This window comes from Microbacterium sp. MTN4-26 (genome assembly GCF_042846595.1).
Taxonomy (GTDB): domain Bacteria; phylum Actinomycetota; class Actinomycetes; order Actinomycetales; family Microbacteriaceae; genus Microbacterium; species Microbacterium luteum.
Map to the genome: position 1 here is coordinate 264,654 of NZ_BTGO01000001.1, position 21,919 is coordinate 286,572.

Consider the following 21,919-nt stretch of genomic DNA (forward strand, 5'->3'; position numbering starts at 1 on the left):
GCATCCGTCACCGCCGCGACACGAAGGACGACATGACCGCGACCACGGCTCGATCCGGAATCGTGCACCTGGCCGAGCGTCAGCCGCAGTTGAGCGGCGAGGACATGGTCGCCGCTCTCGTGCCGCCGCGACAGTTCTCGCAGGCCACGTTCGAGTCGTACCGCGCGGACGGCGACTACCCCTCCCAGCAGGAGGCCAAGCAGAAGCTCGCGACCTTCGCCGGCGGGCGAACGGCGGCTTCGCGCGGCGGCCTGTTCCGGCGGGGGAGGAAACAACCCGAGGTGAAGCCCGGCGTCTATCTCGACGGTGGCTTCGGCGTGGGAAAGACTCATCTGCTCGCGGCGGTCTACCACGCCATGCCGGCGCGACGGAAGTACTTCGGCTCCTTCATCGAGTACACCGCACTCGTCGGCGCGCTCGGCTACAAGAACACCGTGGACCTGTTCCGCGGCTCCGAACTGCTGTGCATCGACGAGTTCGAGCTCGACGATCCGGGCGACACGATGGTGATGACCCGGCTGCTCGGAGAGCTGGTCGCCTCCGGCACCCGATTGGCCACCACATCGAACACGCCCCCCAACGCCCTGGGCGAGGGCCGTTTCGCGGCGCAGGACTTCTTGCGGGAGATCCATGCTATGGCGGCGAGCTTCGACACGCTCCGGATCGACGGGACCGACTACCGGCAGCGGGCGGTCGACGGCCATGCGCGCGTACTGACGGATGAGGAGTACCGCTCGGCGATCTCCGCGGCGGCGAGCGTCGGAATCGCCTCCGACGACGCGTTCGCCGACGTGATCGGCCACCTTGCGCAGGTGCATCCGTCCCGATACATCCGACTCATCGACGGAGTGTCCACCGTCGGTCTGCGCGACGTGACGGAGTTCGACGATCAGTCCGCCGCGCTGCGCTTCGTGGCCTTCGTCGATCGCGTCTACGATGCGCAGATCCCCGTCCGTGCCACGGGCCTGTCGCTGGACGGGGTCTTTCCCGAGGAGATGCTCGCGGGCGGATACCGCAAGAAGTACCTGCGCGCCATCTCGCGTCTCGTCGCATCCACTCTCGCCTGACCCCGCCAGCCCGTCGCGACATCTCACGGCACGTTCTCGCCGTCGAGAAACCTGATGTTTACCTGAGCGCCGGTGACGTAACAAACCCGAAACACGCGACGCACGCCGCCTGAAACCCTCGCTCGCGAGACTGGGGCACGTCCCACCGGACCGCCACCCGAACCGCGGCCACCGTGGGCACCCGAGTAACACCAATCATGGATGAGGAACTTCATGGACAGCGGAAATCTCGCCTGGCTGATCACAGCCTCGGCACTCGTGCTCTTTATGACGCCTGGCGTCGCGTTCTTCTACGGAGGCCTGGTCAAGGCCAAGAGCGTCGTCAGCATGATGATGATGAGCTTCGGCGCGATGGGGCTCGTGAGCGTGCTCTGGATCCTCTACGGCTTCAACATGAGCGCCGTGGAGAGCACCTGGGCATTCGCCGGCAACCCGTTCGCCGATTTCGGTCTCGCCTCGGCGTCGAGCGATGACCTCGTCGGTGCCATGTTCGGCGGCACCTTCGCCATCATCACCGTCGCGCTGATCTCCGGTGCGATTGCGGATCGCGCCAAGTTCGGCTCCTGGATGCTGTTCGCCGGCATCTGGGCGACGGTCGTCTACTTCCCCGTCGCGGCGTGGGTCTGGGGCGGCGGCTGGGTCTACAACCTCGGCACGACCTTCGGCTTCTCCACCGAGGTCATCGACTACGCCGGTGGAACCGCGGTGCACATCAACGCCGGTGCGGCGGCCCTCGCCCTCGCTCTGGTCCTCGGCAAGCGCATCGGCTTCCAGAAGGGCATCAACAAGCCGCACAGCGTTCCGCTGGTCGTGCTCGGCGCCTCGATCCTGTGGTTCGGCTGGTTCGGCTTCAACGCCGGCGCCGAAGGCCTCGGCGCGCTGGGCACAGAGGACTCCGTGGTCGGTCTGATCGTCATCAACACGCTGGGTGCGACCGCGGCCGCCATCATCGGCTGGCTGATCGTCGAGAAGCTCAAGGACGGAAAGGCCACGTCGGTCGGAGCCGCCTCGGGTGCGGTCTCCGGTCTCGTCGCCATCACGCCCGCCTGTGCGAACCTGACCCCCGGTTGGGCACTTCTCCTCGGCGTCGTCGCCGGTGCGGTCTGCGCCCTGGCCATCGAGCTGAAGTGGAAGCTCGGCTACGACGACTCGCTCGACGTGGTCGGCGTGCACCTCGTCGGTGGTCTGATCGGAACGATCTACCTCGGCTTCTTCGCCACGGAGACCGGTCTGTTCCTCGGCGGTGGGTTCGAACAGCTGATTCTCCAGGTCGTCGCAGCGTTCGGCGTGCTGATCTACTCGTTCGTGATCGCCTTCATCCTGGGCTTCGCGATCGACAAGACGCTCGGCTTCCGCATCAAGAACGAGGACGAGCTGGCCGGCGTGGACACCACGGTGCACGGCGAAGAGGGCTACGCGATGGCGTAAGCACTCTGCGGCTCGCAGACAAGCGCAAGGGGCGCTGTGGTCATGACCACAGCGCCCCTTGCTCGTGCCCGCACGAATGCGCCACCGCTAGGCTGACCCCCGTGAAGCGTCACCGAAGGGTCTCCGCCGTGGCCGGCGTCCTCGGCCGCCTGTTCCGTCCGCGTGCGACGCTGGTCGTCGGCGGCGGCGGCCGGCCGCGAGCAGACGCGACGGTGGAGGTTCGGCCGCCTCGTGCATCCGAGCTGCGCATCACCTATGAACCCCGGCGGGATGACGAGCCGGACGCCGGGGAGATCGTATGGACCTGGGTGCCGTTCGAGGAGCGGGACGGACGCGGCAAGGATCGGCCCGTTCTCGTCATCGGCCGACGGGACGCCGACCGCGTCTACGCGCTCAAGCTCACCAGCATCCCGCAGGACGGCGATCGCGATCACCTCGAGCTCGGGAGCGGGCCGTGGGATGCCCGGGGAAGGCCCTCATGGGTCGACGTGGACCAGGTCTACCTGGTGCACCGTCGGGGGATGCGACGCGAGGGAGCGGTGCTCGATGTCGACCGCTTCACGCGGGTGGCGGCAGCGCTCAGCCGGCGCTACGGGTGGCAGATGGCGATCCAGGTGCCAGGTGGCGATGAGGCCTGAGCGGCCGATCGCGTCGTCGGTGGGCGATGCGGGACTTGAACCCACGACCTCTTCCGTGTGAAGGAAGCGCGCTACCAGCTGCGCCAATCGCCCTCGGCTCCGGGAGCCGCGACCCTGCCGGGCCGAGTACCGATGTTACCTGATCCGTGAGGGTGATTCGAACCGTGAGAACGGGACACGCGCGGCGTGGCGGTGGTTTTGCGCGGGGCCCGGAATGGGCTAGAGTTTTCCAAGTGCCCGGGCAAGACCGGGAACGAAATGCGGATGTAGCGCAGTTGGTAGCGCATCACCTTGCCAAGGTGAGGGTCGCGAGTTCGAGTCTCGTCATCCGCTCGAGTGCGGGGATCTCCCGATTCCAGGGCGATCACGACACGTGGGTCGAACCACACGCGGTGGCGTGGCCGAGCGGCTAGGCACCGGCCTGCAAAGCCGTTTACACGGGTTCGAATCCCGTCGCCACCTCGCATGACAACTGAACAGCCCTCACGGGCGCGATTGGCGCAGCGGTAGCGCGCTTCCCTGACACGGAAGAGGTCACTGGTTCGATCCCAGTATCGCGCACCACAAAACCCCCGGATTACCGGGGGTTTTCTCGTTGATGGGGATCCGCGTGCAATATACGTGCGACATCCTCGCCGCTAGATGAACACTGCCCACACGCTCCCGGCGGTGCCGAACAGCACGCCGCCGCCGATGAGCGCGAGATCCCAGCACGCCTGATGCCACGAGATGCGGGGCTCTTCGTCGAGTGCGACCGCCATTCGACGAATTGGCTCCACGTCAAAGTAGCCCGTGCGAGTGCCCTCATCGACGAGATCGACCATCCGTCGCCCATCCCGTGTGCGCAGCGCGGCGTGGGCGTGCTTGCCGAGACGCACTACCCCGATCACCGGCAGCAGTCCGCCTAGGACGATGAACGCGACTATCAATGGGACTGGCCACATGGGGCGAGCGTAGAGCAACCTAAGGTCGCACCACATGTGGTTGCGACGGTTTCCCGCAGGCCTTCAGTCCGCAGTAGCGCAGGGACCTTGGTCTCGTGTCGCAGGAGCATCGGACTTCGGTTCACCACATAGCCCGTCGGATGTGACGGGGAGAGAGAAAAGCGGAAGGTGGCGCGGTGGGCGTGCCCGGTCGTCGTTCTTAAAGAATCGCGGCGTCGGGGTGGCCAACTCTGGCCACTCCGTGTCAGATTCCTGACACCTGAGGTGGTGATCCGCCACCCCACGTGGGGGATTCTCCTCAGGTCGGAATGTCACCCCGCGAATGTCACACCAACGGATGTCATACGCACACGCAAGTCTGGAAGGGAGCGCGGTCTTCCACTTGAGGTTGTGCGTCGAAAAACTCGTGTGGTCAGAGCAGTGCGAGGATGCCTGCTGCGGTCATGGCGAGGATTCCGAGCAGGATGAGGGTGACGGCCCACCAAGTGGATGCAGCGTCGCGCAGGAGGAAGGCGACCACGTCGCTGATGTCGATGGTCTGAGTTGCTCCCGATGCGTCGCCGCCGTCGATCCGTGTGTGCGCGCTCTGGTGCAGCAGTGTCCGTGCACCATGAGCTCGGGTGATGAGCAGGATGACGCCGATGATCTGTGCTGCGCCGGCCACGATGGTGAGGATGAGTGCGGCGGTGTGCATGCGGTCATACTAGGCGTGTCCGCGTTGAGGGAGTGGTGCGATCCGACCAGCTCTCCGGAAACACAGCAGGCGGATGCCGTCGGTAGTCTCGTGCGCATGTGGATCTTGGTAGCTGGGTACCTGATCGCGGCCGTGTTGCCCATCATCGGATTTGCAAGGCTGCTCTGGCGAACTCAACGGGTGCTCGATAGAGAGAGCGCAGCAGCCGTCGCCGCCCATTCCGACGCAATGTCCTGGGATGCCTTCGACGGGCAGTTCGAGAGTCGGACGGATGGTCCGCGGAGGGATCGGAATGCCGTGCTGTGGGACATCGCTCTAGTTGGATCCGGCCTGGTGCTCGGCGCGGCGACGAGTATCGCGGCCTTGCCGTGGGACTGAGCGGCAACGCAATGCTCGCGGTGCTCGCAGCGGTCGTGCCGATCCTCGCGTCGACGTACGTTGCTGGGTCTGTGCTGCTCGAGCATGCTCATGCTGCTCACGTGGCACGTGTGTTTCCCCGAGTGTGGGCACGATACAACGCTGAGCTCGAGAATCTGAAGGCTGAGATGCCCATGAACGATCCGCGATGGAACGCTCGGTCCCAGGCGCTCACGGCTCGCCGCATGCGCCTGCTCGAGGCCAATGGGATTGACCCCTACGTCGGGACCATGAAGGCCATGAGTGACTCTGCAGTTCCGCAGGCTCCCAGCGCGATGGAACAGCGTCGGCAGTGGGTGCTTCTGTTCGGATCGCTTGTGGGCGTCTTCTTCCTTGCTCTGTCGTTGCTGTGACCCGCATCCGCATCGGCCGCTCCGGGGTTAGCTGTCGGGTCGGACATTGCGTTGAGGAGAGTGCCAGGGGCGCGGAGTGTGTCCGCACCCCTGGCGGGGTCTCGCGCTGGTTGCCCCAGGGGAGCGCCTGACAACCAATCCCGCGTGCAGAAAGGAAAACGCGGTGACGCGAGTCTTGCCCGGCTACTGGTTCTGAAGCAGCCGGAAGGCGCTGTCGTCGATCGAGTCCGCGCCCACACGTGCCCACGCGAACCAGCCACGCTGACCCGTGGGTCGCCCGTTCGCGCCGAAGATGTGCGGGACGAGCTCGATCCGCATGCCGGCGCGCTGGGCGATGAGGTACTTGCGGAAGTCGCCGACGGCGAGAATGTTCGCAGCTCCGGTTGTTGCTGCGAACTCCGGCGCGTATCCGCTCGCGACGACGTCTCGCTCGCGGATGCGGAACTGTGCCTCGGTGAGTGTGACGGTTCGTCCGGAGTACTCGTCGTTGTCGAAGGTGCGGACGTGTTCCTTTGCGTCTTCGCTCATCAGCCATGTGGCGTTCGGCTTGGCTCGATCCGGGAGCGCGGACCAGACCTTGCTGATGTCGGCCTTTCCGAATTCGCCATCGGTGGTGACCACGACCTCGACGTTCGTGTTCGCGTCGAGTGCCGTGAAGATCCCGGTCGGCTGGCCAACACCGGATCCGGTGGCGAACGCCGCCGCGGTGAGCTCGGCATACCCCTCGCTGAGGAGCCCGGCCATCTCGTTGGCGAACTCGGGATAGTCTTGCTCGAGCTCGATCGAGTAGGGGATGAACCCGCGTGCGCTGTGCACCGGCACGGAGGGCTGAGCGAGCGTGGGCGAGTCATCGGAGACCTCGTCGGTCTCGGAGTCCCAGGACCATGTGACGCCCTGGGAGCTGACGCCCTTCCATTGATTCGTGGTGATCGTGACGACTCGAGAGATTCCGAGGAACGGGTTGGCGGACTGTTGCCCCGTGAGGATGATCGTTGGGTCGATCAGAACCGGCACGCCGTAGCCGCCGGCCGTCGGGGTTCCCTCGACCATGCCGCGGGTCTCGTGGGCGCGTCGGAATTCCTCGGCCGATCGCAGAGCGGCGGCCTCCGGAGCAGAGAGCACCGGGTGCGGGTTCGTCATGACCTGCTGGAACGCCGAACGGTACTCCGGGGACTCGGTCATCACCGTGAGTCGTGCGATGTAGTCACGGTCGACGTTGCGAGTGGACTCTCCACCTTCCAGGAGAGCCATGACGTGATCGCCCTGGTAGGCCTCGAGGTGACGTGCGGAGTCGACGAGTCGTCGTGCTTCGTCTCGGGTTTCGAGGCTGCCCATTCGGGCGACCTCGCCGGCGCTGCGTGGCTTGCGCTGCCCGACGTCGAGCGAGTTCCAGCGCGCGCGGGACTCGGCGACTCGATCGGCTCGACCCTGGCGCTCTTCTGCCTCGCGCAGCAGCTTGCGGACCTCGATCGCCTCGGTCTCGAGGTCGTCCCAGCGCGCCTGCTCGCCGCTGTCGAGTGCGCGGGTTCCCGCGCTGGTGTGGATGTCAGTGTGTTCGCTCTCGATCTCCTTGAGACGGTTCTGGAGAGCGCGGATTTCAGAGTCCATTGGGACACTCCTTGGATTCATGCCCATCGATGCGAAAAGCGCGATCGGAAGGGCGCGCGTTAGCGGGATGAACCTCGGAGTGCTGCTCAACGTGCGGCTCAAAATGAGGGAGAGACCCCTCACCGAGTGCACGGACCCAGCGGCTCTGTGGTCGGTTGTCGTCCGGCTCAGGTCTTTGCTGAGTGGACATCCCCATCATACCGGCCGGGTCAGACATCTTCGGGTCCCTCGTCGCGCGTGTCGGAGAGACTGTGCAGGAATGCCTGGTCGGCTTCGCTGAGCGCCTGAGGGTGGTCCGCCAGGACGTGGTCCGCTGTGATGGCGAGCACGTTCCATAGCTCAGCGAGGTTGTAGGCGGTCATGTCGATCGACCGAGCTGTGTGGTCTCGGCAGATGCTCGCGAGCACTCGCAGCTCGTCGGGGCTGCATGTTCGGATGATGTCGATGATCATCTGGCCGGCGTTGATGCTGGTGGAGGTCTGGTCGTTCATGCTGTCTCCTGTTCGGTCGCCCTGGTGGTGCGTTTCAGGGCATTGCGTTCGCGTGGGGTCCTGCCGCCCCAGACGCCGTGGTCGATGCGTTCTCGGAGTGCGTACTCGAGGCATTCAGCGGCGACGTCGCAGGACGCGCAGATGCGGCGAGCGTCGGTGGATGGTTCCCCTTGGTTGGGGAAGAAGATCTCGGGGTCGACTTGCGTGCAGAGCGCATCGGTCTGCCAGTCGAGTTCGTCTTCCGTCTCGGTCGCGCCCCACGCCCTCACTGGACGGTCCCCTCTGCCGTGATCTTCTGGGCAGGGAGTCCAGGTAGCAGGATGAGCCAGTAGCCCGTTCGTGCCTCAGTCGGCTCGTAGTACGCGTGGATCTCACCTTCGTAGACGAGGATCTCGGTGGGCATATTCGGTGCGTTCACGGTCATGCTGCATCGCCTTCGCGGTCGTACCTGGACGGGAGCGGGTTGATCATCCGGGTGTCCGGGTCTGGTATCGCCTCGGTGGGCCCATTGGCGAGATGTGTCGCTTCGTCCATCGCCCTCAGAAGCCACGCCCTCGCGAACGGGGCCGACTCGTGTGCGACGGTGAGCGTCGGGGAGAGCGGGAATAGGCCCACAGAGGTTCGCAGTCCTCGGAGACCGGCGGCGCGGTGCTGCCAGATGATGGTGTGCCCGATCGCAACGATGCTCACCGCGATCGCCGATGCGGATCGCACCTCCTCGTCATCGAGCGCTTCGTCGTCGTCACCAAACGCGACGAGCCTCGGGAAGAGCGCCGTGACCCGCTCGTCGACCTCTTCCACTTCCCATTCAGTGAGCGAGGTCACGCGTGCACCGCCTCGGCGGGGCATCCGTACTCGCAGTACCGGTCGTCAAGCATTCGGTGACCACATGCTCCGCGTGCGATCTTGTTCGCGGGAGGCGCGTCCGTAGCCTCTGCGGAGGCGCGCCGCCCGCTCCCTGTCCCTGTCCCTGTTAGGGACGGGCCGGGACGGGACGGGGTGGCGTTACTACCCCCGTTACGTAACGCGTTACGCGCCCGCGTGTTTTCGGGAGTCTTGCCCTCTAACTCGTTACGTGACGTGTTACGTGATGCGTTACAGAAGCGGGGGTCGCATTCGGAGTGGTCACCGACGTCATGGAGCTCCCGCCGCCTCCTGAACTTGCGCTGGCGCTCCGCGTTGCGGTCCTGTCGTTCCCGCACTTCTTCGGCAGTCTCCTGGTCGGCCCAGTCGACCTGGAAGCCTTCACCTTCCGCGGTCCAGAGATGCGCGTCGACGAGTTCATCGATCGCAGTGGTCACGTCGATCTCGGGGAGGAGTCGTCGTGCTCGAGAGGTGGAGATTGCGCCGTTGGTGAGTTGCTTGTTGCACCACGTGAGCGCGTAGACGTGGAGGCGGAACGCTTCGTGCGAGAGCTCGGTGATGGCGTCGTCGTCGTGGAAGGTGTCAGAGAGTCGCGTCCATGTCATGACGCCTCCCAGAGGGTGCACCGGTTGCCGAGCGAGGTGAACGCCAGCGCCCCGCTATCCCGGACGGTGCCTTCGCGGACGAGCGCGGCGCGAGCGGTTCGGAGTCGTTGGTCGGTGACCTTCGGGAACCGGGGGTGCCCGACACGCACGTTGTAGCGCGTCGAGATCTCCTCGTCAGTGGCCGGGTGCTCGGAGAGGATCTCGATGATGCCGGCCTTGACTGCACCGATGGTGTTGCGTGACGCTTTGGCGGCGGCCGCACTGGATGTGCCGGTGTCGAGCGCCATCGGTGCGGCGCGGTGGTCGTGTCGGTGGTCGGTCGTATCCTTGGGGGAGATCAGCCCGCCAGCAAGATCTTCGAGCGCCCCGTTCCCGCGGGGCGTTTCGTTTGCGGTCACAGTGCACCGCCTCCGGTGTACTGCAGCGGCGCGCCGATGGAGTCGAGCGCGGTGAGGTCGACGCGGATCATGCGTGCGCCGATGCGTCGCGCGGGGATCTCGCCGCGAGTGATCATGCGGCGGATCGTTCTGGTGCTGACCTGCAGCCGGTCAGCGGCCTCGGGGATCGTGCCCCAGGTGGGGTTCGACATGAGAAAACCTCTCAGGGATGGCTGAGTAGCCCTCCGCTGAGAGGTTGGAATCGCGGTGACCTGTGTACCTCCCACCGCGAGGAGGTGGTTACAGACTAGAGCAGTCGACTCATGTCCAGTTCAGACACACCGAGTTTCGCGACTTCCGCGAGCTTCGCATCGAGATCCGCGATGGTGTAAGTCTGTCCACACCGAGGGCACTTCATGTGGCCCCGGTAGGACACGTCGTCGTGGTTGCGACGCAAATGCCGGGTTGCAGTCTGGTTCTCGGCTTGCAGACGCACCCCGTGGTCGGTGACAACGGTCTGCACGTTCTCGCCTCCCACCGGAAGGTGAAACGTCCACTTCCGGTGGGGACTCACACCTTCTCCGGTGCACACTAGGGCGACCATTTCTCGCTCCTTTCCGTTTCGTTGGGGGGCGATCCAGGGGTGCTCGGAATGAGAGCACCCCTGGATCGCTGATCTCACGTGGCGGAGAGCTGCTCCCAGCGGTCGGCCGCATCGTAGAAAGCTAGAGCGATCTCGCGCAGTTGCGCCGGGGTGGTAATCCAGTCGTCGCTCTTCGAGAACTCTGCCTGATTGCCGCCGATGTAGATCGTCGCGTGCGCGATGCCTTCGACGAATCGTCCAGAGTCTGGGTCGTAGACATCGTCTCGTTGAATCGACACGTCTGCCTGCACTGATTCAGCAGCAGCGAGGTCTTTCCACCACGTGACGACGGGGTACTCCCTGTCGTTAACAGCGTCGTCGAGGCGCTGTTCAGCCCAGGACGGACTCTCGGTTCGGGGGACATCGGGGTACTCCACCTCTCGATGGGCGACCTCGCGATAGTCCTCGTTGCCCACCACGTGGATCTCGTACCAAGCTGCGCGCTCGCTCGGCATGAGCTCCTCGATCTCGAAGCCCGGCACAGTGGCATCGATGAGCTCTTGCCATCGAGGGTCGTTAGCTCCGTAGATCGGGCGGAGCGTCGGAGTGGTCGAGTGTAGGTTGGTCATGATCGGTCCTTTCGATTGATCACTTGCCCTCGTCGCGCTTCCACCGCGGCGGGGGCGTTTTTTCTGCCGGCGGATGCCGGAAGTCTTCACGCGAGGTCTGACATGCGTCTCGCGAGCTCTTCGTCACGTCCAGCGGTGTGCTGGTATCTCATCGCAGCGGCGACGGTCGAGTGTCCGAGCCGCGCCTGCAACTCCTTGAGCGTCGCGCCCGCGAGAGCCGCCCTCGTGGCCCCGTAGTGGCGTAGCGCGTGCCACGGCATGTCCGGGCGCCCAGCGGCCGTCCTGGCCGGGTTCCAGTGCTTATAGAACGCCGACTGCGCCAGGTGTGTCGCACCGTCCGCGGCGGGGAACAGCAACGCCTCCGGGAACCGTGACGCGTGATCGCGCAGGTGTGTCTCGATGATCGGGTTCACGTGCGGGGGGAGAACGATCGTCCGCACACCCGCTTCACTCTTCGTCTGCCCGACGATGAACCCTTGCCCGGTCACGTGCGTGACGGCGCGGGACACATTCACCGCGATCACCTGCAGCGCGTCGCCCTCCTTGACGAGCTCGAGGTCTTTCACGCGTAGCTCGGTGAGCTCCCCGTACCGGACGCCCGCCCACGCCGCGAGGATCGCCGCGGCCTTGTAGCGGGGCGTGATCGCGTCCACAATCTTCTGCAACTCGGCCGCGGTCGGGGGAAGCACCTTCTTCCCGGTCGACGCCGACGCCGCCCCGCGGATCTGGCACGGGTTCGTCTTAATCCGCCCATCCGCGACGGCGGTCGACAGGATCGACTTGAGTAGCTCGTACGCGCGCGCGGCTTGCGTCTTGGTGCCGGCGGTGACGAGCGCGGAGTACCAGGCGCGGACAGCGTCGGGGGAGATCGCGGTGAGCCGCTGGTCACCGAACGGGGCAAGCGCACCCTTCACGAGGCGACGGTACTCGGCAGCGGTACGGGGGCGCAGGTGGTCGCCGTGACGGTTCGTCCGAGTCGCGATCCACTCCTCGGCGTACTCCGCGAACGTGAGCCCACGGCCACGCCCTGCAGCCTCCGCGCGGGCGGTGTCGTGCGCAGACCATGAGCCGTCGAGGATGCGCGACTGTTGGATCGCGAGCCACCCTCGAGCGTCGGTCATGCCGTCGAAGGTGCGGGGCGCGTTGTGACGTTCACCGTCCGGCCCTATGTAGGACGCCTGGTAGCGACCCGAGGGCAGCTTGCGGATCGCGCCGAATGTCTCGCGGCGCTTCCGCCCGGGAGCGGCCATCACGCCACCTCGGCAGTCGTCGCGTACGCCCACGGCTCCCAACCGAGGCGACGCCATTCCGCGGGGTACATCTCCACTTGCTGCGCCTCATCCAGCCACATGCAGAAGCCTCCAGCGCGGTAGGGGACCACACGCACGTCGCGAGTCAGGCCAGCCTCGCTGCGGAGGGTGAGAACGTCCATGTGGAAGCCTTTCGTGCGATACCGTGCAATATCTCGTGTCAGATCGTGTCCGGCTGTGTCTTCCAGTGACCTTAACAGAGATAGCTGCGAGCCGCACTATTACGGGCGAAAATCGCGGAATCATGCAGCTCCGCCCAGTGACACATATACAGTTTCGATCCCAGTATCGCGCACTCCAACCCCCGGTTCGACCGGGGGTTTTTCTTTTCGTCGTGAGGGGTCCGTCGTGGTGCCCGCCCCCGTCGCCGCACGGGCGACGGTTTCCGCCGGCGCGGACGGTAGCCTGGACGCGAGCCATTTTCTGGAGTGTTCCCTGTGACTGACGTTGCCCTTCCGTCGGATGTGTCGTACCCCGCCGACGGCTTCGCGCTGTTCCCCGATCGTGCCGTCATCGCCATGCGCGTGAACGGCGAGCTGAGAGATCTCGCCGCGACGGTCGAATCCACCGACGAGGTCGAGCCCGTCGAGATCACGAGCCCTGAGGGACTCAACATCCTCCGCCACTCGACGGCGCACGTCCTCGCCCAGGCCGTCCAGCGCATCCGTCCGCAGGCCGACCTGGGGATCGGCCCGCCCGTCACCGACGGCTTCTACTACGACTTCGGCGTCGACGAGCCGTTCACGCCCGAGGATCTCAAGGCCATCGAGAAGGAGATGCAGCGCATCGTCCGCGAGGGCCAGCGGTTCACCCGCCGCGTCGTGTCGGACGAGGAGGCTCGAGTCGAACTGGTGGACGAGCCGTTCAAGCTCGAGCTCATCGGGCTGAAAGGCGGCACCGCGTCGGGTCACGAGGCGGCGGAAGGCGCCGGGGTCGAGGTGGGGGCGGGGGAGCTGACCATCTACGACAACGTCGACCGCGACGGCGTCACCGTCTGGAAGGACCTCTGCCGCGGTCCGCACGTGCCGAGCACGCGCATCATCGGAAACGGGTGGGCGCTCCAGCGCGTGGCGGGCGCCTATTGGCGCGGGAGTGAGAAGAACCCGCAGCTGCAGCGCATCTACGGCACCGCGTGGCCGACCAAGGACGAACTGCGCGCATACCAGGCTCGTCTGGAGGAAGCCGCCAAGCGCGACCACCGCAAGCTCGGCAAGGAGCTCGATCTCTTCTCGTTCCCCGACGAGATCGGGTCGGGGCTGTCGGTGTGGCACCCCAAGGGCGGCATCATCCGCGGCGAGATGGAGCAGCACGCGCGCCGCCGTCACGTCGAGGGCGGGTACACCTACGTGTACACCCCGCACATCGCGAAGGAAGACCTCTTTCTCACGTCCAACCACCTCGTCACCTACAAGGACGGGATGTTCCCGCCGATCGTGATGGACGAGGAGCACGGCCCCGACGGCACCGTGACGAAGAAGGGCCAGGACTACTACCTCAAGCCCATGAACTGCCCGATGCACATCCTGATCTATCGGGAACGTGCGCGCAGCTACCGCGACCTGCCGATGAGGCTCGCCGAGAACGGCACCGTCTACCGCAACGAACTCTCCGGCGCCCTTCACGGCCTGACCCGCGTGCGCGGCTTCACACAGGACGACTCCCACCTGTTCGTGACTCCGGAGCAGCTCGAGTCCGAAGCGACCCGGGTGTTGGAGTTCGTCATCTCGATGCTGCGCGACTTCGGCCTGGACGACTTCGAACTCGAACTCTCCATGCGCGACGACGAGAAGTCGAAGTGGATCGGCACCGACGAGTTCTGGGAGTACTCGACGAACGCCCTGCGCAACGTGGCGGTGGCCAGCGGACTCAAGCTCACCGAGGTTCCGGGGGAGGCCGCGTTCTACGGCCCGAAGATCGACCTCAAGACACGCGACGCCATCGGACGCACCTGGCAGCTGTCGACCGTGCAGGTCGATCCGAACCTGCCCGAGCGCTTCGGCCTGGAGTACACCGGCCCCGACGGCGAGAAGCACCGGCCGATCATGATCCATCGGGCACTGTTCGGATCGATCGAACGCTTCTTCGCCATCCTCCTCGAGCACTACGCTGGCGCGTTCCCGATGTGGCTGGCTCCGGTGCAGGTGGTCGGCATCCCGGTGGCCGAGGAGTACGCCGAGCACCTCGAGCAGATCGTGGCCCGACTGCGAGCAGCCGGCGTCCGTGCCGAGGTCGATCGATCCGATGACCGGATGCAGAAGAAGATCCGCACGCACACGGCGCAGAAGGTGCCGCTGCAGCTGATCGCGGGCGAGCAGGACCGCGCCGCCGACGCCGTCTCGTTCCGCTTCCGCGACGGCACACAGGAGAACGCGATACCGGTCGATGTCGCGGTCGAGCGCATCATCGCGTCGATCCGGGACAAGGCGCTTGTCAACACCGCGGAGGATCTGGCGTGACCCACGCCGGTGAACCGGGCGACAGCGTCGACGCGGCCTCGCTCGCCGGCGTCCCCGACGCCTTTCAGCGCCTCTGGACGCCGCATCGGATGGCATACATCCAGGCCGGTCCCCAGGTGCTGCGGGATGATTGTCCGTTCTGCGCCGCCCCGGAGAAATCCGATGAAGACGGGCTGATCGTCGCTCGGGGCAAGAAGGCCTACGTGCTGCTGAACCTCTTCCCTTACAACTCTGGTCATCTTCTGGTCTGCCCGTACCGCCATGTGGCCACCTACGATCAGGCGAGCGCTGACGAGGTCGCCGAGATCGGGGAACTCACGCAGATCGGCATGCGGGTTCTCCGCGAGGTCAGCCGGTGCGACGGGTTCAATCTCGGAATGAACCAGGGGGCGGTCGCGGGTGCCGGCGTGGATGAGCACCTTCACCAGCACATCGTGCCGCGGTGGCGTGCCGACGCGAACTTCTTCCCGATCATCGGGCGCACCAAGGCCCTGCCCCAGCTGCTCGGCGAGGTGCGCGCCGCTGTGAGTGCGGCCTGGCCGGCGTAGGACTCAGCGTAGGCGCTGCACGTCGAACTGCATCTGCGGGGCGGCGTAGTGGTCCTGCGCCTGCACCAGCTGCAGCTCCCGCTGCCCGGACTCGTGGGTCATCGCCAGCAGCGCGAAGACGCTGGAGGTCGTTCGTGCAAGAGCGTCCGCCGCATCGCCCGACCTGTTCAGGTGTGCTGTGAAGAGTGCGGCGGTGACGTCGCCGGATCCGTTCGCCTTCATCGGGATCCGCGGTGTCTGCACGATCCACGCACCGTCGTCGGTGACAGCGAGCATCTCGATGGTGTCCTGAGGGCTGTCCGGCCGCTCGACGCTCGTGACGAGCACGGTACGCGGCCCCATCTCGCGCGCGGCGTCGGCGGCCGCAAGCGTGGAGTCGAGGTCCTCGGGTTCGGTGCCGGTCAGGAATCCCAGCTCGAACTGATTCGGAGTGATGATGTCGGCTGCCGGCACGACCCGCTCCCGGAGCAGGACGGGGATGGCGGGCGCGACGAAACATCCGCTCCGGGCATTGCCCATCACGGGGTCGCACGCGTAGATCGCCGAAGGATTCGCGGCCTTCACGCGCGTGACGGTGTCGAGGACCACATCGGCGATGCCTTCCCCGCCCTGGTAGCCGGAGAGCACGACGTCGATGTCTGCGAAGGCGCCGCGCTCTTCGATACCGAGGATGACATCGCGCACCTCATTCGGGCTGATGAGCGGTCCCCGCCACGCGCCGTAGCCGGTGTGGTTGGAGAAGTTCACGGTGTAGACCGGCAGCACCTCCACCCCGATGCGCTGAAGCGGGAAGACGGCGGCGGAGTTGCCGACGTGGCCGTACGCGACCGCGGACTGGATGGAGAGGATCTTCACCCGTCCGATCATGCCACCCCGTCAGAGAGGCCCCGCACGCCCTCGACGGCGTCGGCGATGTCGCCTGCGAGACGATCCGCGTCGCGGTCGTCCAGCTGGTGGACGGTGAGCCGCAGCCGCTGGGATGGACGCGAGGCGGGGGACAGGACGAAGTCGTCCCCGGCCCTGGCGAGCCAGCCGCGACGCATGAGGTGGATGGTGACATCGGCCGCGGGCACTCCGACGTCGACCCAGAGATTGAGTCCGTCGGAATCGGTCGCGTCGATGCCCCGCGAGGTGAGCCGCCTGACGAACGCGGCGTTGCGCGCGGCGTAGTGCTCCGCGGCGTCCGCGATGCCGGCATGGACCTCCGGATCGATCATGAGGGCGTGCACGAGTCGTTGCAGCAGGTGGCTGACCCAGGTGGTCCCGGGGGTCAGGCGAAGAGCGAGCCGAGACGCGGTCTCAGGGTCGGAGGAGGTCACCGCCAGACACATGTCCGGGCCGAGGAACTTCGAGACCGAGCGCACGAGAGCCCATCGGCGGTGACCAGGCGGGACGACCGAGTGGAAGGTGCGGCGCGAAAGCATCGAGAAGTGATCGTCCTCGATCACCAGCAGGTAGGGATGATCGGCGAGCAGCTCGCGCAGCTGATCGGCGCGCTCGGCCGTGAGGCTGGCGCCGGAGGGGTTCTGCGCGCGGGGGGTGCAGATGATGGCTCGTGCGCCCTCGGCGATCGCGGCGCGCAGTCCGTCGACGGTCATCCCGGAGCCGTCGCATGCGATCGCGATCGGTCGATAGCCTCCCAGCCGGACGGTGTGGATGCTCGTGAGAAAACAGGGATCCTCCAAGCCGACGGCGTCGTCGCGGGTGAGCGCCTGGGCGAGGAGTCGCTCGACGGCGTCGGCTGCGCCGCTGGTGATCGTGAGCCGCGATCGCGCGGCGCACGTCGCGTCGGACATCCACGCGCCGGCCCACGACTCCAGCCCGGGATCGATGACCGGCTCGCCGTAGAGCACGGGTCGCCCGGCGGCCCGGGCGAGCGCGCGGGAAGGATCGGGAATGCGCGCGGGATCGGGGTTCCCGGTGCCGACGTCGCGCAGCGCACTGTCGGGGGCGAAGCCCTCCTGTGCGACGAGGCGGCGAGCGGTCACGCGCGTGCCACCTCGCCCGCGGGCGATGACCAGACCGGACTGGGCCAGGTGCCGGTAGGCGGCCACAACCGTGTTGCGGTTGACGCCGAGGTCGGCCGCGAGCGACCGAACGGGCGGGAGGATCGCACCGGGCGGGAGAACACCGCTCTCGATCGCGGATCGCACGCTGTCCGCGATCTCGCTCGCGGTCGCGCCGACGATGTGAGCGTGCATGAGGTCGATCCTCTCGTGTTCGATGGTCGAACCCGACAATGCTATCGTTTGGCCTAGATCAAACGCCTGTCTTGTCTGCGTCGCAGCGAGCGGCATGTCGAAGGGACGACCGTGATGACGAATGCAACCGGATCAGACCGTGTGAAGCGCGGACTCGCGGAGATGCTGAAGGGCGGCGTCATCATGGACGTCGTCACGGCGGATCAGGCCAAGATCGCCGAGGACGCCGGCGCGGTCGCCGTCATGGCGCTCGAGCGCGTTCCCGCCGATATCCGCGCGCAGGGCGGTGTCGCGAGAATGAGCGACCCCGACCTCATCGACGACATCATCGCGTCGGTGTCGATCCCGGTCATGGCCAAGTCCCGCATCGGCCACTTCGTCGAAGCACAGGTGCTGCAGGAGCTCGGCGTCGACTACATCGACGAATCCGAGGTGCTCTCGCCGGCGGACTACGTCAACCACATCGACAAGTGGCGCTTCACGGTGCCGTTCGTGTGCGGCGCGACGAACCTCGGGGAGGCGCTGCGCCGCATCAACGAGGGCGCCGCGATGATCCGTTCCAAGGGCGAGGCCGGCACCGGAGACGTCTCGGAGGCGACCAAGCACATTCGCAAGATCACCTCGGAGATCAACGCCCTGCGTTCGATGACCCGGGACGAGCTCTATGTGGCGGCCAAGGACCTGCAGGCTCCGTACGAACTGGTCGCCGAGGTCGCCGAGACCGGCACCCTGCCCGTGGTGCTCTTCGTCGCCGGGGGAGTGGCGACCCCCGCGGACGCCGCGATGATGATGCAGATGGGTGCGGACGGCGTCTTCGTCGGCTCCGGCATTTTCAAGTCCGGCAATCCCGCCGAGCGAGCGGCGGCGATCGTCAAGGCCACCACCTTCTACGACGACCCGAAGGTCATCGCCGATGTCTCGCGCGGGCTCGGCGACGCCATGGTGGGCATCAATGTCGCAGACCTTCCCGCACCGCACCGCCTCGCCGAGCGTGGCTGGTAGCCCTCGCGTCGGCATCCTCGCGCTGCAGGGCGACGTGCGCGAGCACGGGCGCGTCCTGCGAAGTCTCGGTGCCGAGGTCGTGTCGATTCGCCGGCCCGATGAGCTGCTCGCCGTCGACGGGCTGGTGCTACCCGGCGGGGAATCCACCGTCATCGACAAGCTGGCGCGCGGGTTCGGTGTGGCGGAGCCGCTCTCGCGTGCGATCGCGGCCGGCCTTCCGGTGTACGGCACCTGTGCGGGCCTGATTCTGCTGGCCGACCGTCTGGAGGACGGGATCGAGGGGCAGCGCACGTTCGGTGGGCTCGACGTCACCGTGAGGCGAAACGCCTTCGGCGGACAGGTCGAGTCCTTCGAGGCATCGGTGACGGTGCCGGCGTTCGGCGGACCGCCCGTCGACGCCGCCTTCATCCGCGCCCCTCTCGTGGTGTCGACGGGGCCGGGTGTCGAGGTGCTCGCGGAGCTGGATGACGGGGGAATCGTCGCCGTTCGCCAAGGCAACGCGATCGGCACCGCCTTCCATCCCGAGGTCTCGGGAGAGCGGCGATTCCACGAGCTGTTCCTGTCGCTGGTGCGCGCCGCCTGACGTCGGCGCGGCGCGAGCGCCGCCCTCGATAGACTGGAGGGCATGTCCGGCCACTCCAAGTGGGCGACGACCAAGCACAAGAAGGCCGTCATCGACGCCCGACGTGCGAAGTCGTTCGCCAAGCTCATCAAGAACATCGAGGTCGCCGCCAAGATCGGCGGTGCGGATCTCGCAGGCAATCCGACGCTGTACGACGCCGTGCAGAAGGCGAAGAAGACGTCGGTCCCCAACGACAACATCGATCGCGCCATCAAGCGCGGTGCCGGCATCGGCGGGGATGCCGTCGAGTACCAGACGATCATGTACGAGGCGTACGGGCCCCATGGTGTCGCCCTCATGGTCGAGTGTCTGACCGACAACAAGAACCGCGCCGCGGCAGAGGTGCGCACCGCGCTCACCCGCAACAACGGAACGCTCGCCGACCCGGGAAGCGTCGCCTACAACTTCACGCGCAAGGGCGTCATCGTCGTCTCGGACGAGGGCACCACGGAAGATGACGTCATGCTCGCGGTCCTCGATGCGGGAGCAGAGGAGGTCGAGTCGCACCCGAAGGGCTTCGAGGTCCTCACCGAGGCCTCCGATGTCGTCGCCGTGCGGAAGGCCCTGCAGGATGCCGGCATCGATTACGAATCAGCCGACGTTGAGTTCGTGCCGAACCTGAAGGTCGAGGTCGACGCCGACACCGCGCGCAAGGTCTTCCGTCTGATCGACGCGCTCGAGGACAGCGATGACGTGCAGAACGTCTTCAGCAACGTCGACCTCACCCCCGAGGTCCAGGCCGAGCTCGAAGAGGACGACGACGAGTGACAGCAGGCGCGCCTTCCGGCGCGTAGGCGGATGCTCGCCTAGCGTGATCGCGTGACACTGCGTGTTCTCGGCATCGACCCGGGCCTGACCCGCTGCGGGATCGGTGTCGTCGACGTCGCACCGGATCGTTCTGCTTCCCTCGTTCACGTCGGCGTCGTGCGGTCGTCGACGGAGGCGCCCATCGAGGTGCGCCTGGCCGCCATCGCACGGGGCATCCGCGAGGTGATCCGGGAGCACGCCCCATCGGTGGTCGCCGTGGAACGGGTCTTCGCCCAGAATAACCGCAGCACCGTGATGGGCACCGCTCAGGCCAGCGGTGTCGCCCTGATGCTCGCTGCGGAAAGCGGACTGCCGGCGGCGACCCACACCCCGAGCGAGGTCAAGGCGGCGATCACCGGCTACGGCTCGGCCGACAAGCGCCAGGTGCAGGTCATGGTGGCTCGGGTGCTCCGCCTCGACGATCTGCCCAAGCCCGCCGACGCGGCGGACGCGCTGGCCCTCGCGCTGTGTCACGCCTGGCGTGGGTCGCCCATGACTGCTCCCGCGCGCACCGGCGGAACGCTCACTCCGGCGCAGCGAGCGTGGTCGCGGGCGGAGCGAGCGACCCGCCGCTAGCGTGTCGCTCGAACATAGATCCGAACCCGACCCTAGGCTCGACGCATGATCTCCTCTCTGCGCGGACGCGTGCTCCACACCGAACCCGACAGCGTCGTGATCGAGGTGGGTGGCGTCGGGTTCCAGGTCGCCGTCACGTCGCAGGTCGTGCGTGCCGCGCGCGTGGGGGAGGAACTCCGGCTCCACACGTCGCTCATCGTGAGGGAGGATGCGCTCGCACTGTTCGGGTTCACCGAACGGGAGGAGCTGATCGTCTTCTCGCAGCTGTTGAGCGTCACCGGCGTCGGCCCCAAGTCGGCCCTGGGCGTGCTGTCGACGCTCACCGTGCCGCAGATCGCCGACGCCGTCACCGCCGACGACGATGCCCCCTTCCGCCGGGTCTCGGGGATCGGACCGAAGACGGCCAAGCTGATCGTCGTGCAACTGGCCGGAAAGCTCGCCCCCTCCAAGCCCGCCGTCGGCGCGAGCAGCGGCGACTCCGGCCTGGATGTGCCCGCACAGGTGGTGGAAGCGCTCGTCGGACTGGGTTGGCCGGAGCGCCTCGCTGCCGAGACCACGGCCGCCGTGGCGGCGCGAACGGAGACGGAGGCGACGACCGTGGCGGGACTGCTGCGCGCCGCGCTGGCGGAGCTCGGCCCGGCTCGCAAGGAGCGTGCGCATGGATGACGAGAACGACCCGCGCGTGGCCGACGCTCAGATCGCCGATGATTCGGAGCTGGCGATCGAGGGGGCGCTGCGTCCGTCCTCGCTCGATGAGTTCATCGGACAGCACAAGGTCAGAGGTCAGCTCCAGCTGCTCCTCGAGGCCGCCCGCATCCAGCAGCGCCCCGCCGATCACATCCTCCTGGCCGGACCGCCCGGGCTCGGAAAGACCACCCTCGCGATGATCGTCGCTCACGAGAGCTCCCGTGCCCTCCGGCTTTCCAGCGGACCGGCGATCCAGCACGCCGGCGACCTGGCGGCACTCCTGTCGAGTCTGCTGCCGGGCGAGGTGCTGTTCATCGACGAGATCCATCGGATGGCGCGTTCGGCCGAAGAGATGCTGTACCTCGCGATGGAGGACTTCCGCATCGACATCATGGTCGGCAAGGGCGCCGGCGCGACGAGCATCCCGCTGGATCTGGCTCCGTTCACGCTGGTGGGGGCGACGACGCGGTCGGGGCTTCTGCCGAACCCGCTGCGGGACCGCTTCGGCTTCACCGCCCATCTGGAGTTCTACGACGCCGGGGAACTCGAAGAGGTCGTGGCGCGCTCCGCGCGAACACTCGAAGTGGCGCTGCCGCCGCAGGCTCGCGCTGAGATCGCACGACGGTCGCGCGGCACACCGCGCATCGCGAATCGGCTCCTGCGGCGGGTGCGTGACTACCTGATCGTCCACGGCCGCGGAACCGAGGCGGGGGTGCGCGACGTCGATGCGGCGCTCGAGCTGTACGACGTCGATCCGATCGGGCTCGATCGCCTCGACCGTGCGGTGCTGGATGCGCTGGTGCGCCGATTCCGCGGCGGTCCCGTGGGGCTCAACACGCTCGCCGTGACCGTGGGCGAGGAGGCGGACACGATCGAGGCCGTGGTGGAGCCGTATCTGGTGCGCATCGGGTTTATGGGACGCACCCCCCGCGGGCGCATCGCCACGCCCGAGGCCTACGCCCACCTCGGCGTGCCTCACGCAGAGGCGGCCCTGAGATTCGATGACCTATAA

The 21,919-nt window shown here is 66.7% G+C and carries 27 protein-coding genes and 4 tRNA genes; 15 read left to right on the forward strand and 16 right to left on the reverse strand.

Features of this window, described 5'->3' with window-relative positions:
* The first annotated feature begins 32 nt into the window (after positions 1–32).
* The 3 genes from zapE to ACGG9C_RS01335 all read left to right on the forward strand — a co-directional run bounded on the left by zapE (position 33) and on the right by ACGG9C_RS01335 (position 3,133).
* A complete protein-coding gene (gene zapE / locus ACGG9C_RS01325; RefSeq protein WP_390178120.1) occupies positions 33–1,067 on the forward strand; it encodes a cell division protein ZapE in 1,035 nt (344 codons plus the stop codon).
* 213 nt (positions 1,068–1,280) lie between these two features.
* Positions 1,281–2,495 (forward strand): ammonium transporter, encoded by a 1,215-nt coding sequence (locus ACGG9C_RS01330; RefSeq protein WP_071043463.1) that lies wholly within the window; start codon positions 1,281–1,283, stop codon positions 2,493–2,495.
* 149 nt (positions 2,496–2,644) lie between these two features.
* Positions 2,645–3,133: a type II toxin-antitoxin system PemK/MazF family toxin gene (locus tag ACGG9C_RS01335; RefSeq protein WP_071043732.1), complete on the forward strand. Its 489-nt coding sequence runs from the start codon at positions 2,645–2,647 to the stop codon at positions 3,131–3,133.
* A 20-nt stretch (positions 3,134–3,153) separates the two neighbouring features.
* On the opposite strand, the gene ACGG9C_RS01340 is transcribed toward ACGG9C_RS01335, so the two are convergent.
* A tRNA-Val gene (locus tag ACGG9C_RS01340) sits at positions 3,154–3,226 on the reverse strand.
* Positions 3,227–3,393: 167 nt separating this feature from the next.
* Between ACGG9C_RS01340 and ACGG9C_RS01345 the strand changes: the two genes are divergently transcribed.
* From ACGG9C_RS01345 to ACGG9C_RS01355, 3 genes are all read left to right on the forward strand, one after another.
* Positions 3,394–3,466, forward strand: a tRNA-Gly gene (locus tag ACGG9C_RS01345).
* Positions 3,467–3,524: 58 nt separating this feature from the next.
* A tRNA-Cys gene (locus ACGG9C_RS01350) sits at positions 3,525–3,595 on the forward strand.
* 27 nt (positions 3,596–3,622) lie between these two features.
* Positions 3,623–3,697, forward strand: a tRNA-Val gene (locus tag ACGG9C_RS01355).
* Between the two features lie 74 nt (positions 3,698–3,771).
* Here ACGG9C_RS01355 and ACGG9C_RS01360 read toward each other — a convergent pair.
* The gene (locus tag ACGG9C_RS01360; protein WP_390178121.1) at positions 3,772–4,077 is read right to left on the reverse strand and encodes a hypothetical protein; all 306 of its coding nucleotides are present in this window, start codon (positions 4,075–4,077) and stop codon (positions 3,772–3,774) included.
* 412 nt (positions 4,078–4,489) lie between these two features.
* The gene (locus ACGG9C_RS01365; RefSeq protein ID WP_390178122.1) at positions 4,490–4,771 is read right to left on the reverse strand and encodes a hypothetical protein; all 282 of its coding nucleotides are present in this window, start codon (positions 4,769–4,771) and stop codon (positions 4,490–4,492) included.
* Positions 4,772–4,867: 96 nt separating this feature from the next.
* Here ACGG9C_RS01365 and ACGG9C_RS01370 point away from each other — a divergent pair, with 96 nt between their 5' ends.
* Positions 4,868–5,149 carry a hypothetical protein gene (locus ACGG9C_RS01370; protein WP_390178123.1) on the forward strand — a complete coding sequence of 94 codons (282 nt, stop codon included), beginning with the start codon at positions 4,868–4,870 and terminating at the stop codon, positions 5,147–5,149.
* Positions 5,150–5,724: 575 nt separating this feature from the next.
* On the opposite strand, the gene ACGG9C_RS01375 is transcribed toward ACGG9C_RS01370, so the two are convergent.
* The 11 genes from ACGG9C_RS01375 to ACGG9C_RS01425 form a co-directional block, all read right to left on the reverse strand.
* On the reverse strand, positions 5,725–7,149 hold the full coding sequence (locus ACGG9C_RS01375; RefSeq protein WP_390178124.1) for a phage major capsid protein: 1,425 nt from the start codon (positions 7,147–7,149) through the stop codon (positions 5,725–5,727).
* 209 nt (positions 7,150–7,358) lie between these two features.
* Positions 7,359–7,640 carry a hypothetical protein gene (locus tag ACGG9C_RS01380; RefSeq protein ID WP_390178125.1) on the reverse strand — a complete coding sequence of 94 codons (282 nt, stop codon included), beginning with the start codon at positions 7,638–7,640 and terminating at the stop codon, positions 7,359–7,361.
* Positions 7,637–7,909 carry a WhiB family transcriptional regulator gene (locus tag ACGG9C_RS01385; RefSeq protein WP_390178126.1) on the reverse strand — a complete coding sequence of 91 codons (273 nt, stop codon included), beginning with the start codon at positions 7,907–7,909 and terminating at the stop codon, positions 7,637–7,639. The genes ACGG9C_RS01380 and ACGG9C_RS01385 overlap by 4 nt, the downstream gene beginning before the upstream one ends.
* Positions 7,906–8,064, reverse strand: a complete 159-nt coding sequence (locus ACGG9C_RS01390; RefSeq protein ID WP_390178127.1) for a hypothetical protein — start codon at positions 8,062–8,064, stop codon at positions 7,906–7,908. The genes ACGG9C_RS01385 and ACGG9C_RS01390 overlap by 4 nt, the downstream gene beginning before the upstream one ends.
* Complete coding sequence (locus ACGG9C_RS01395) at positions 8,061–8,465, reverse strand: hypothetical protein (protein WP_390178128.1); 405 nt, start codon at positions 8,463–8,465, stop codon at positions 8,061–8,063. The genes ACGG9C_RS01390 and ACGG9C_RS01395 overlap by 4 nt, the downstream gene beginning before the upstream one ends.
* Positions 8,462–9,109 (reverse strand): hypothetical protein, encoded by a 648-nt coding sequence (locus tag ACGG9C_RS01400; protein ID WP_390178129.1) that lies wholly within the window; start codon positions 9,107–9,109, stop codon positions 8,462–8,464. The genes ACGG9C_RS01395 and ACGG9C_RS01400 overlap by 4 nt, the downstream gene beginning before the upstream one ends.
* Positions 9,106–9,507 (reverse strand): hypothetical protein, encoded by a 402-nt coding sequence (locus ACGG9C_RS01405; RefSeq protein WP_390178130.1) that lies wholly within the window; start codon positions 9,505–9,507, stop codon positions 9,106–9,108. The genes ACGG9C_RS01400 and ACGG9C_RS01405 overlap by 4 nt, the downstream gene beginning before the upstream one ends.
* Positions 9,504–9,698, reverse strand: a complete 195-nt coding sequence (locus ACGG9C_RS01410) for a helix-turn-helix domain-containing protein (protein ID WP_286716954.1) — start codon at positions 9,696–9,698, stop codon at positions 9,504–9,506. Before ACGG9C_RS01410 ends, ACGG9C_RS01405 begins: the two co-directional genes overlap by 4 nt.
* Before the next feature lie 466 nt (positions 9,699–10,164).
* A complete protein-coding gene (locus ACGG9C_RS01415) occupies positions 10,165–10,698 on the reverse strand; it encodes a hypothetical protein (RefSeq protein ID WP_390178131.1) in 534 nt (177 codons plus the stop codon).
* Positions 10,699–10,784: 86 nt separating this feature from the next.
* On the reverse strand, positions 10,785–11,948 hold the full coding sequence (locus ACGG9C_RS01420) for a tyrosine-type recombinase/integrase (protein ID WP_390178132.1): 1,164 nt from the start codon (positions 11,946–11,948) through the stop codon (positions 10,785–10,787).
* The gene (locus tag ACGG9C_RS01425) at positions 11,948–12,130 is read right to left on the reverse strand and encodes a hypothetical protein (protein ID WP_390178133.1); all 183 of its coding nucleotides are present in this window, start codon (positions 12,128–12,130) and stop codon (positions 11,948–11,950) included. The genes ACGG9C_RS01420 and ACGG9C_RS01425 overlap by 1 nt, the downstream gene beginning before the upstream one ends.
* A gap of 396 nt (positions 12,131–12,526) precedes the next feature.
* Here ACGG9C_RS01425 and thrS point away from each other — a divergent pair, with 396 nt between their 5' ends.
* Positions 12,527–14,464 carry a threonine--tRNA ligase gene (thrS, locus tag ACGG9C_RS01430; RefSeq protein ID WP_390178139.1) on the forward strand — a complete coding sequence of 646 codons (1,938 nt, stop codon included), beginning with the start codon at positions 12,527–12,529 and terminating at the stop codon, positions 14,462–14,464.
* The gene (locus tag ACGG9C_RS01435; RefSeq protein ID WP_071043465.1) at positions 14,461–15,012 is read left to right on the forward strand and encodes an HIT domain-containing protein; all 552 of its coding nucleotides are present in this window, start codon (positions 14,461–14,463) and stop codon (positions 15,010–15,012) included. Before thrS ends, ACGG9C_RS01435 begins: the two co-directional genes overlap by 4 nt.
* A 3-nt stretch (positions 15,013–15,015) precedes the next feature.
* Here ACGG9C_RS01435 and pdxY read toward each other — a convergent pair whose 3' ends face one another.
* Both pdxY and ACGG9C_RS01445 read right to left on the reverse strand, forming a co-directional pair.
* Complete coding sequence (pdxY, locus tag ACGG9C_RS01440; RefSeq protein ID WP_071043733.1) at positions 15,016–15,867, reverse strand: pyridoxal kinase PdxY; 852 nt, start codon at positions 15,865–15,867, stop codon at positions 15,016–15,018.
* Between the two features lie 8 nt (positions 15,868–15,875).
* The gene (locus ACGG9C_RS01445; protein WP_071043734.1) at positions 15,876–17,213 is read right to left on the reverse strand and encodes an aminotransferase class I/II-fold pyridoxal phosphate-dependent enzyme; all 1,338 of its coding nucleotides are present in this window, start codon (positions 17,211–17,213) and stop codon (positions 15,876–15,878) included.
* Between the two features lie 114 nt (positions 17,214–17,327).
* On the opposite strand from ACGG9C_RS01445, the gene pdxS reads away from it, so the two are divergent.
* From pdxS to ruvB, 6 genes are read left to right on the forward strand one after another with little or no spacing between them, the layout of a single operon-like run.
* Entirely contained in the window at positions 17,328–18,215 is an 888-nt protein-coding gene (gene pdxS, locus ACGG9C_RS01450) for a pyridoxal 5'-phosphate synthase lyase subunit PdxS (RefSeq protein ID WP_071043466.1), read from the forward strand.
* Positions 18,166–18,798, forward strand: a complete 633-nt coding sequence (gene pdxT / locus ACGG9C_RS01455) for a pyridoxal 5'-phosphate synthase glutaminase subunit PdxT (protein WP_071043467.1) — start codon at positions 18,166–18,168, stop codon at positions 18,796–18,798. The genes pdxS and pdxT overlap by 50 nt, the downstream gene beginning before the upstream one ends.
* A 42-nt stretch (positions 18,799–18,840) precedes the next feature.
* Positions 18,841–19,605: a YebC/PmpR family DNA-binding transcriptional regulator gene (locus ACGG9C_RS01460; protein WP_071043468.1), complete on the forward strand. Its 765-nt coding sequence runs from the start codon at positions 18,841–18,843 to the stop codon at positions 19,603–19,605.
* A 51-nt stretch (positions 19,606–19,656) separates the two neighbouring features.
* Complete coding sequence (gene ruvC, locus ACGG9C_RS01465; RefSeq protein WP_071043469.1) at positions 19,657–20,220, forward strand: crossover junction endodeoxyribonuclease RuvC; 564 nt, start codon at positions 19,657–19,659, stop codon at positions 20,218–20,220.
* A 45-nt stretch (positions 20,221–20,265) separates the two neighbouring features.
* Positions 20,266–20,886: a Holliday junction branch migration protein RuvA gene (ruvA, locus tag ACGG9C_RS01470; protein WP_071043470.1), complete on the forward strand. Its 621-nt coding sequence runs from the start codon at positions 20,266–20,268 to the stop codon at positions 20,884–20,886.
* Positions 20,879–21,919 carry a Holliday junction branch migration DNA helicase RuvB gene (ruvB, locus tag ACGG9C_RS01475; RefSeq protein ID WP_071043471.1) on the forward strand — a complete coding sequence of 347 codons (1,041 nt, stop codon included), beginning with the start codon at positions 20,879–20,881 and terminating at the stop codon, positions 21,917–21,919. The genes ruvA and ruvB overlap by 8 nt, the downstream gene beginning before the upstream one ends.

Coding starts and splice junctions, on each gene's coding strand:
- zapE (WP_390178120.1), top strand. CDS start 33: ATGACCGCGACCACGGCTCGATCCGGAATCGTGCACCTGGCCGAGCGT.
- ACGG9C_RS01330 (WP_071043463.1), top strand. CDS start 1,281: ATGGACAGCGGAAATCTCGCCTGGCTGATCACAGCCTCGGCACTCGTG.
- ACGG9C_RS01360 (WP_390178121.1), bottom strand. CDS start 4,077: ATGTGGCCAGTCCCATTGATAGTCGCGTTCATCGTCCTAGGCGGACTG.
- ACGG9C_RS01365 (WP_390178122.1), bottom strand. CDS start 4,771: ATGCACACCGCCGCACTCATCCTCACCATCGTGGCCGGCGCAGCACAG.
- ACGG9C_RS01370 (WP_390178123.1), top strand. CDS start 4,868: ATGTGGATCTTGGTAGCTGGGTACCTGATCGCGGCCGTGTTGCCCATC.
- ACGG9C_RS01375 (WP_390178124.1), bottom strand. CDS start 7,149: ATGGACTCTGAAATCCGCGCTCTCCAGAACCGTCTCAAGGAGATCGAG.
- ACGG9C_RS01380 (WP_390178125.1), bottom strand. CDS start 7,640: ATGAACGACCAGACCTCCACCAGCATCAACGCCGGCCAGATGATCATC.
- ACGG9C_RS01390 (WP_390178127.1), bottom strand. CDS start 8,064: ATGACCGTGAACGCACCGAATATGCCCACCGAGATCCTCGTCTACGAA.
- ACGG9C_RS01400 (WP_390178129.1), bottom strand. CDS start 9,109: ATGACATGGACGCGACTCTCTGACACCTTCCACGACGACGACGCCATC.
- ACGG9C_RS01410 (WP_286716954.1), bottom strand. CDS start 9,698: ATGTCGAACCCCACCTGGGGCACGATCCCCGAGGCCGCTGACCGGCTG.
- ACGG9C_RS01415 (WP_390178131.1), bottom strand. CDS start 10,698: ATGACCAACCTACACTCGACCACTCCGACGCTCCGCCCGATCTACGGA.
- ACGG9C_RS01420 (WP_390178132.1), bottom strand. CDS start 11,948: ATGGCCGCTCCCGGGCGGAAGCGCCGCGAGACATTCGGCGCGATCCGC.
- ACGG9C_RS01425 (WP_390178133.1), bottom strand. CDS start 12,130: ATGGACGTTCTCACCCTCCGCAGCGAGGCTGGCCTGACTCGCGACGTG.
- thrS (WP_390178139.1), top strand. CDS start 12,527: ATGCGCGTGAACGGCGAGCTGAGAGATCTCGCCGCGACGGTCGAATCC.
- ACGG9C_RS01445 (WP_071043734.1), bottom strand. CDS start 17,213: ATGCACGCTCACATCGTCGGCGCGACCGCGAGCGAGATCGCGGACAGC.
- pdxS (WP_071043466.1), top strand. CDS start 17,328: ATGACGAATGCAACCGGATCAGACCGTGTGAAGCGCGGACTCGCGGAG.
- pdxT (WP_071043467.1), top strand. CDS start 18,166: ATGTCGCAGACCTTCCCGCACCGCACCGCCTCGCCGAGCGTGGCTGGT.
- ACGG9C_RS01460 (WP_071043468.1), top strand. CDS start 18,841: ATGTCCGGCCACTCCAAGTGGGCGACGACCAAGCACAAGAAGGCCGTC.
- ruvA (WP_071043470.1), top strand. CDS start 20,266: ATGATCTCCTCTCTGCGCGGACGCGTGCTCCACACCGAACCCGACAGC.
- ruvB (WP_071043471.1), top strand. CDS start 20,879: ATGGATGACGAGAACGACCCGCGCGTGGCCGACGCTCAGATCGCCGAT.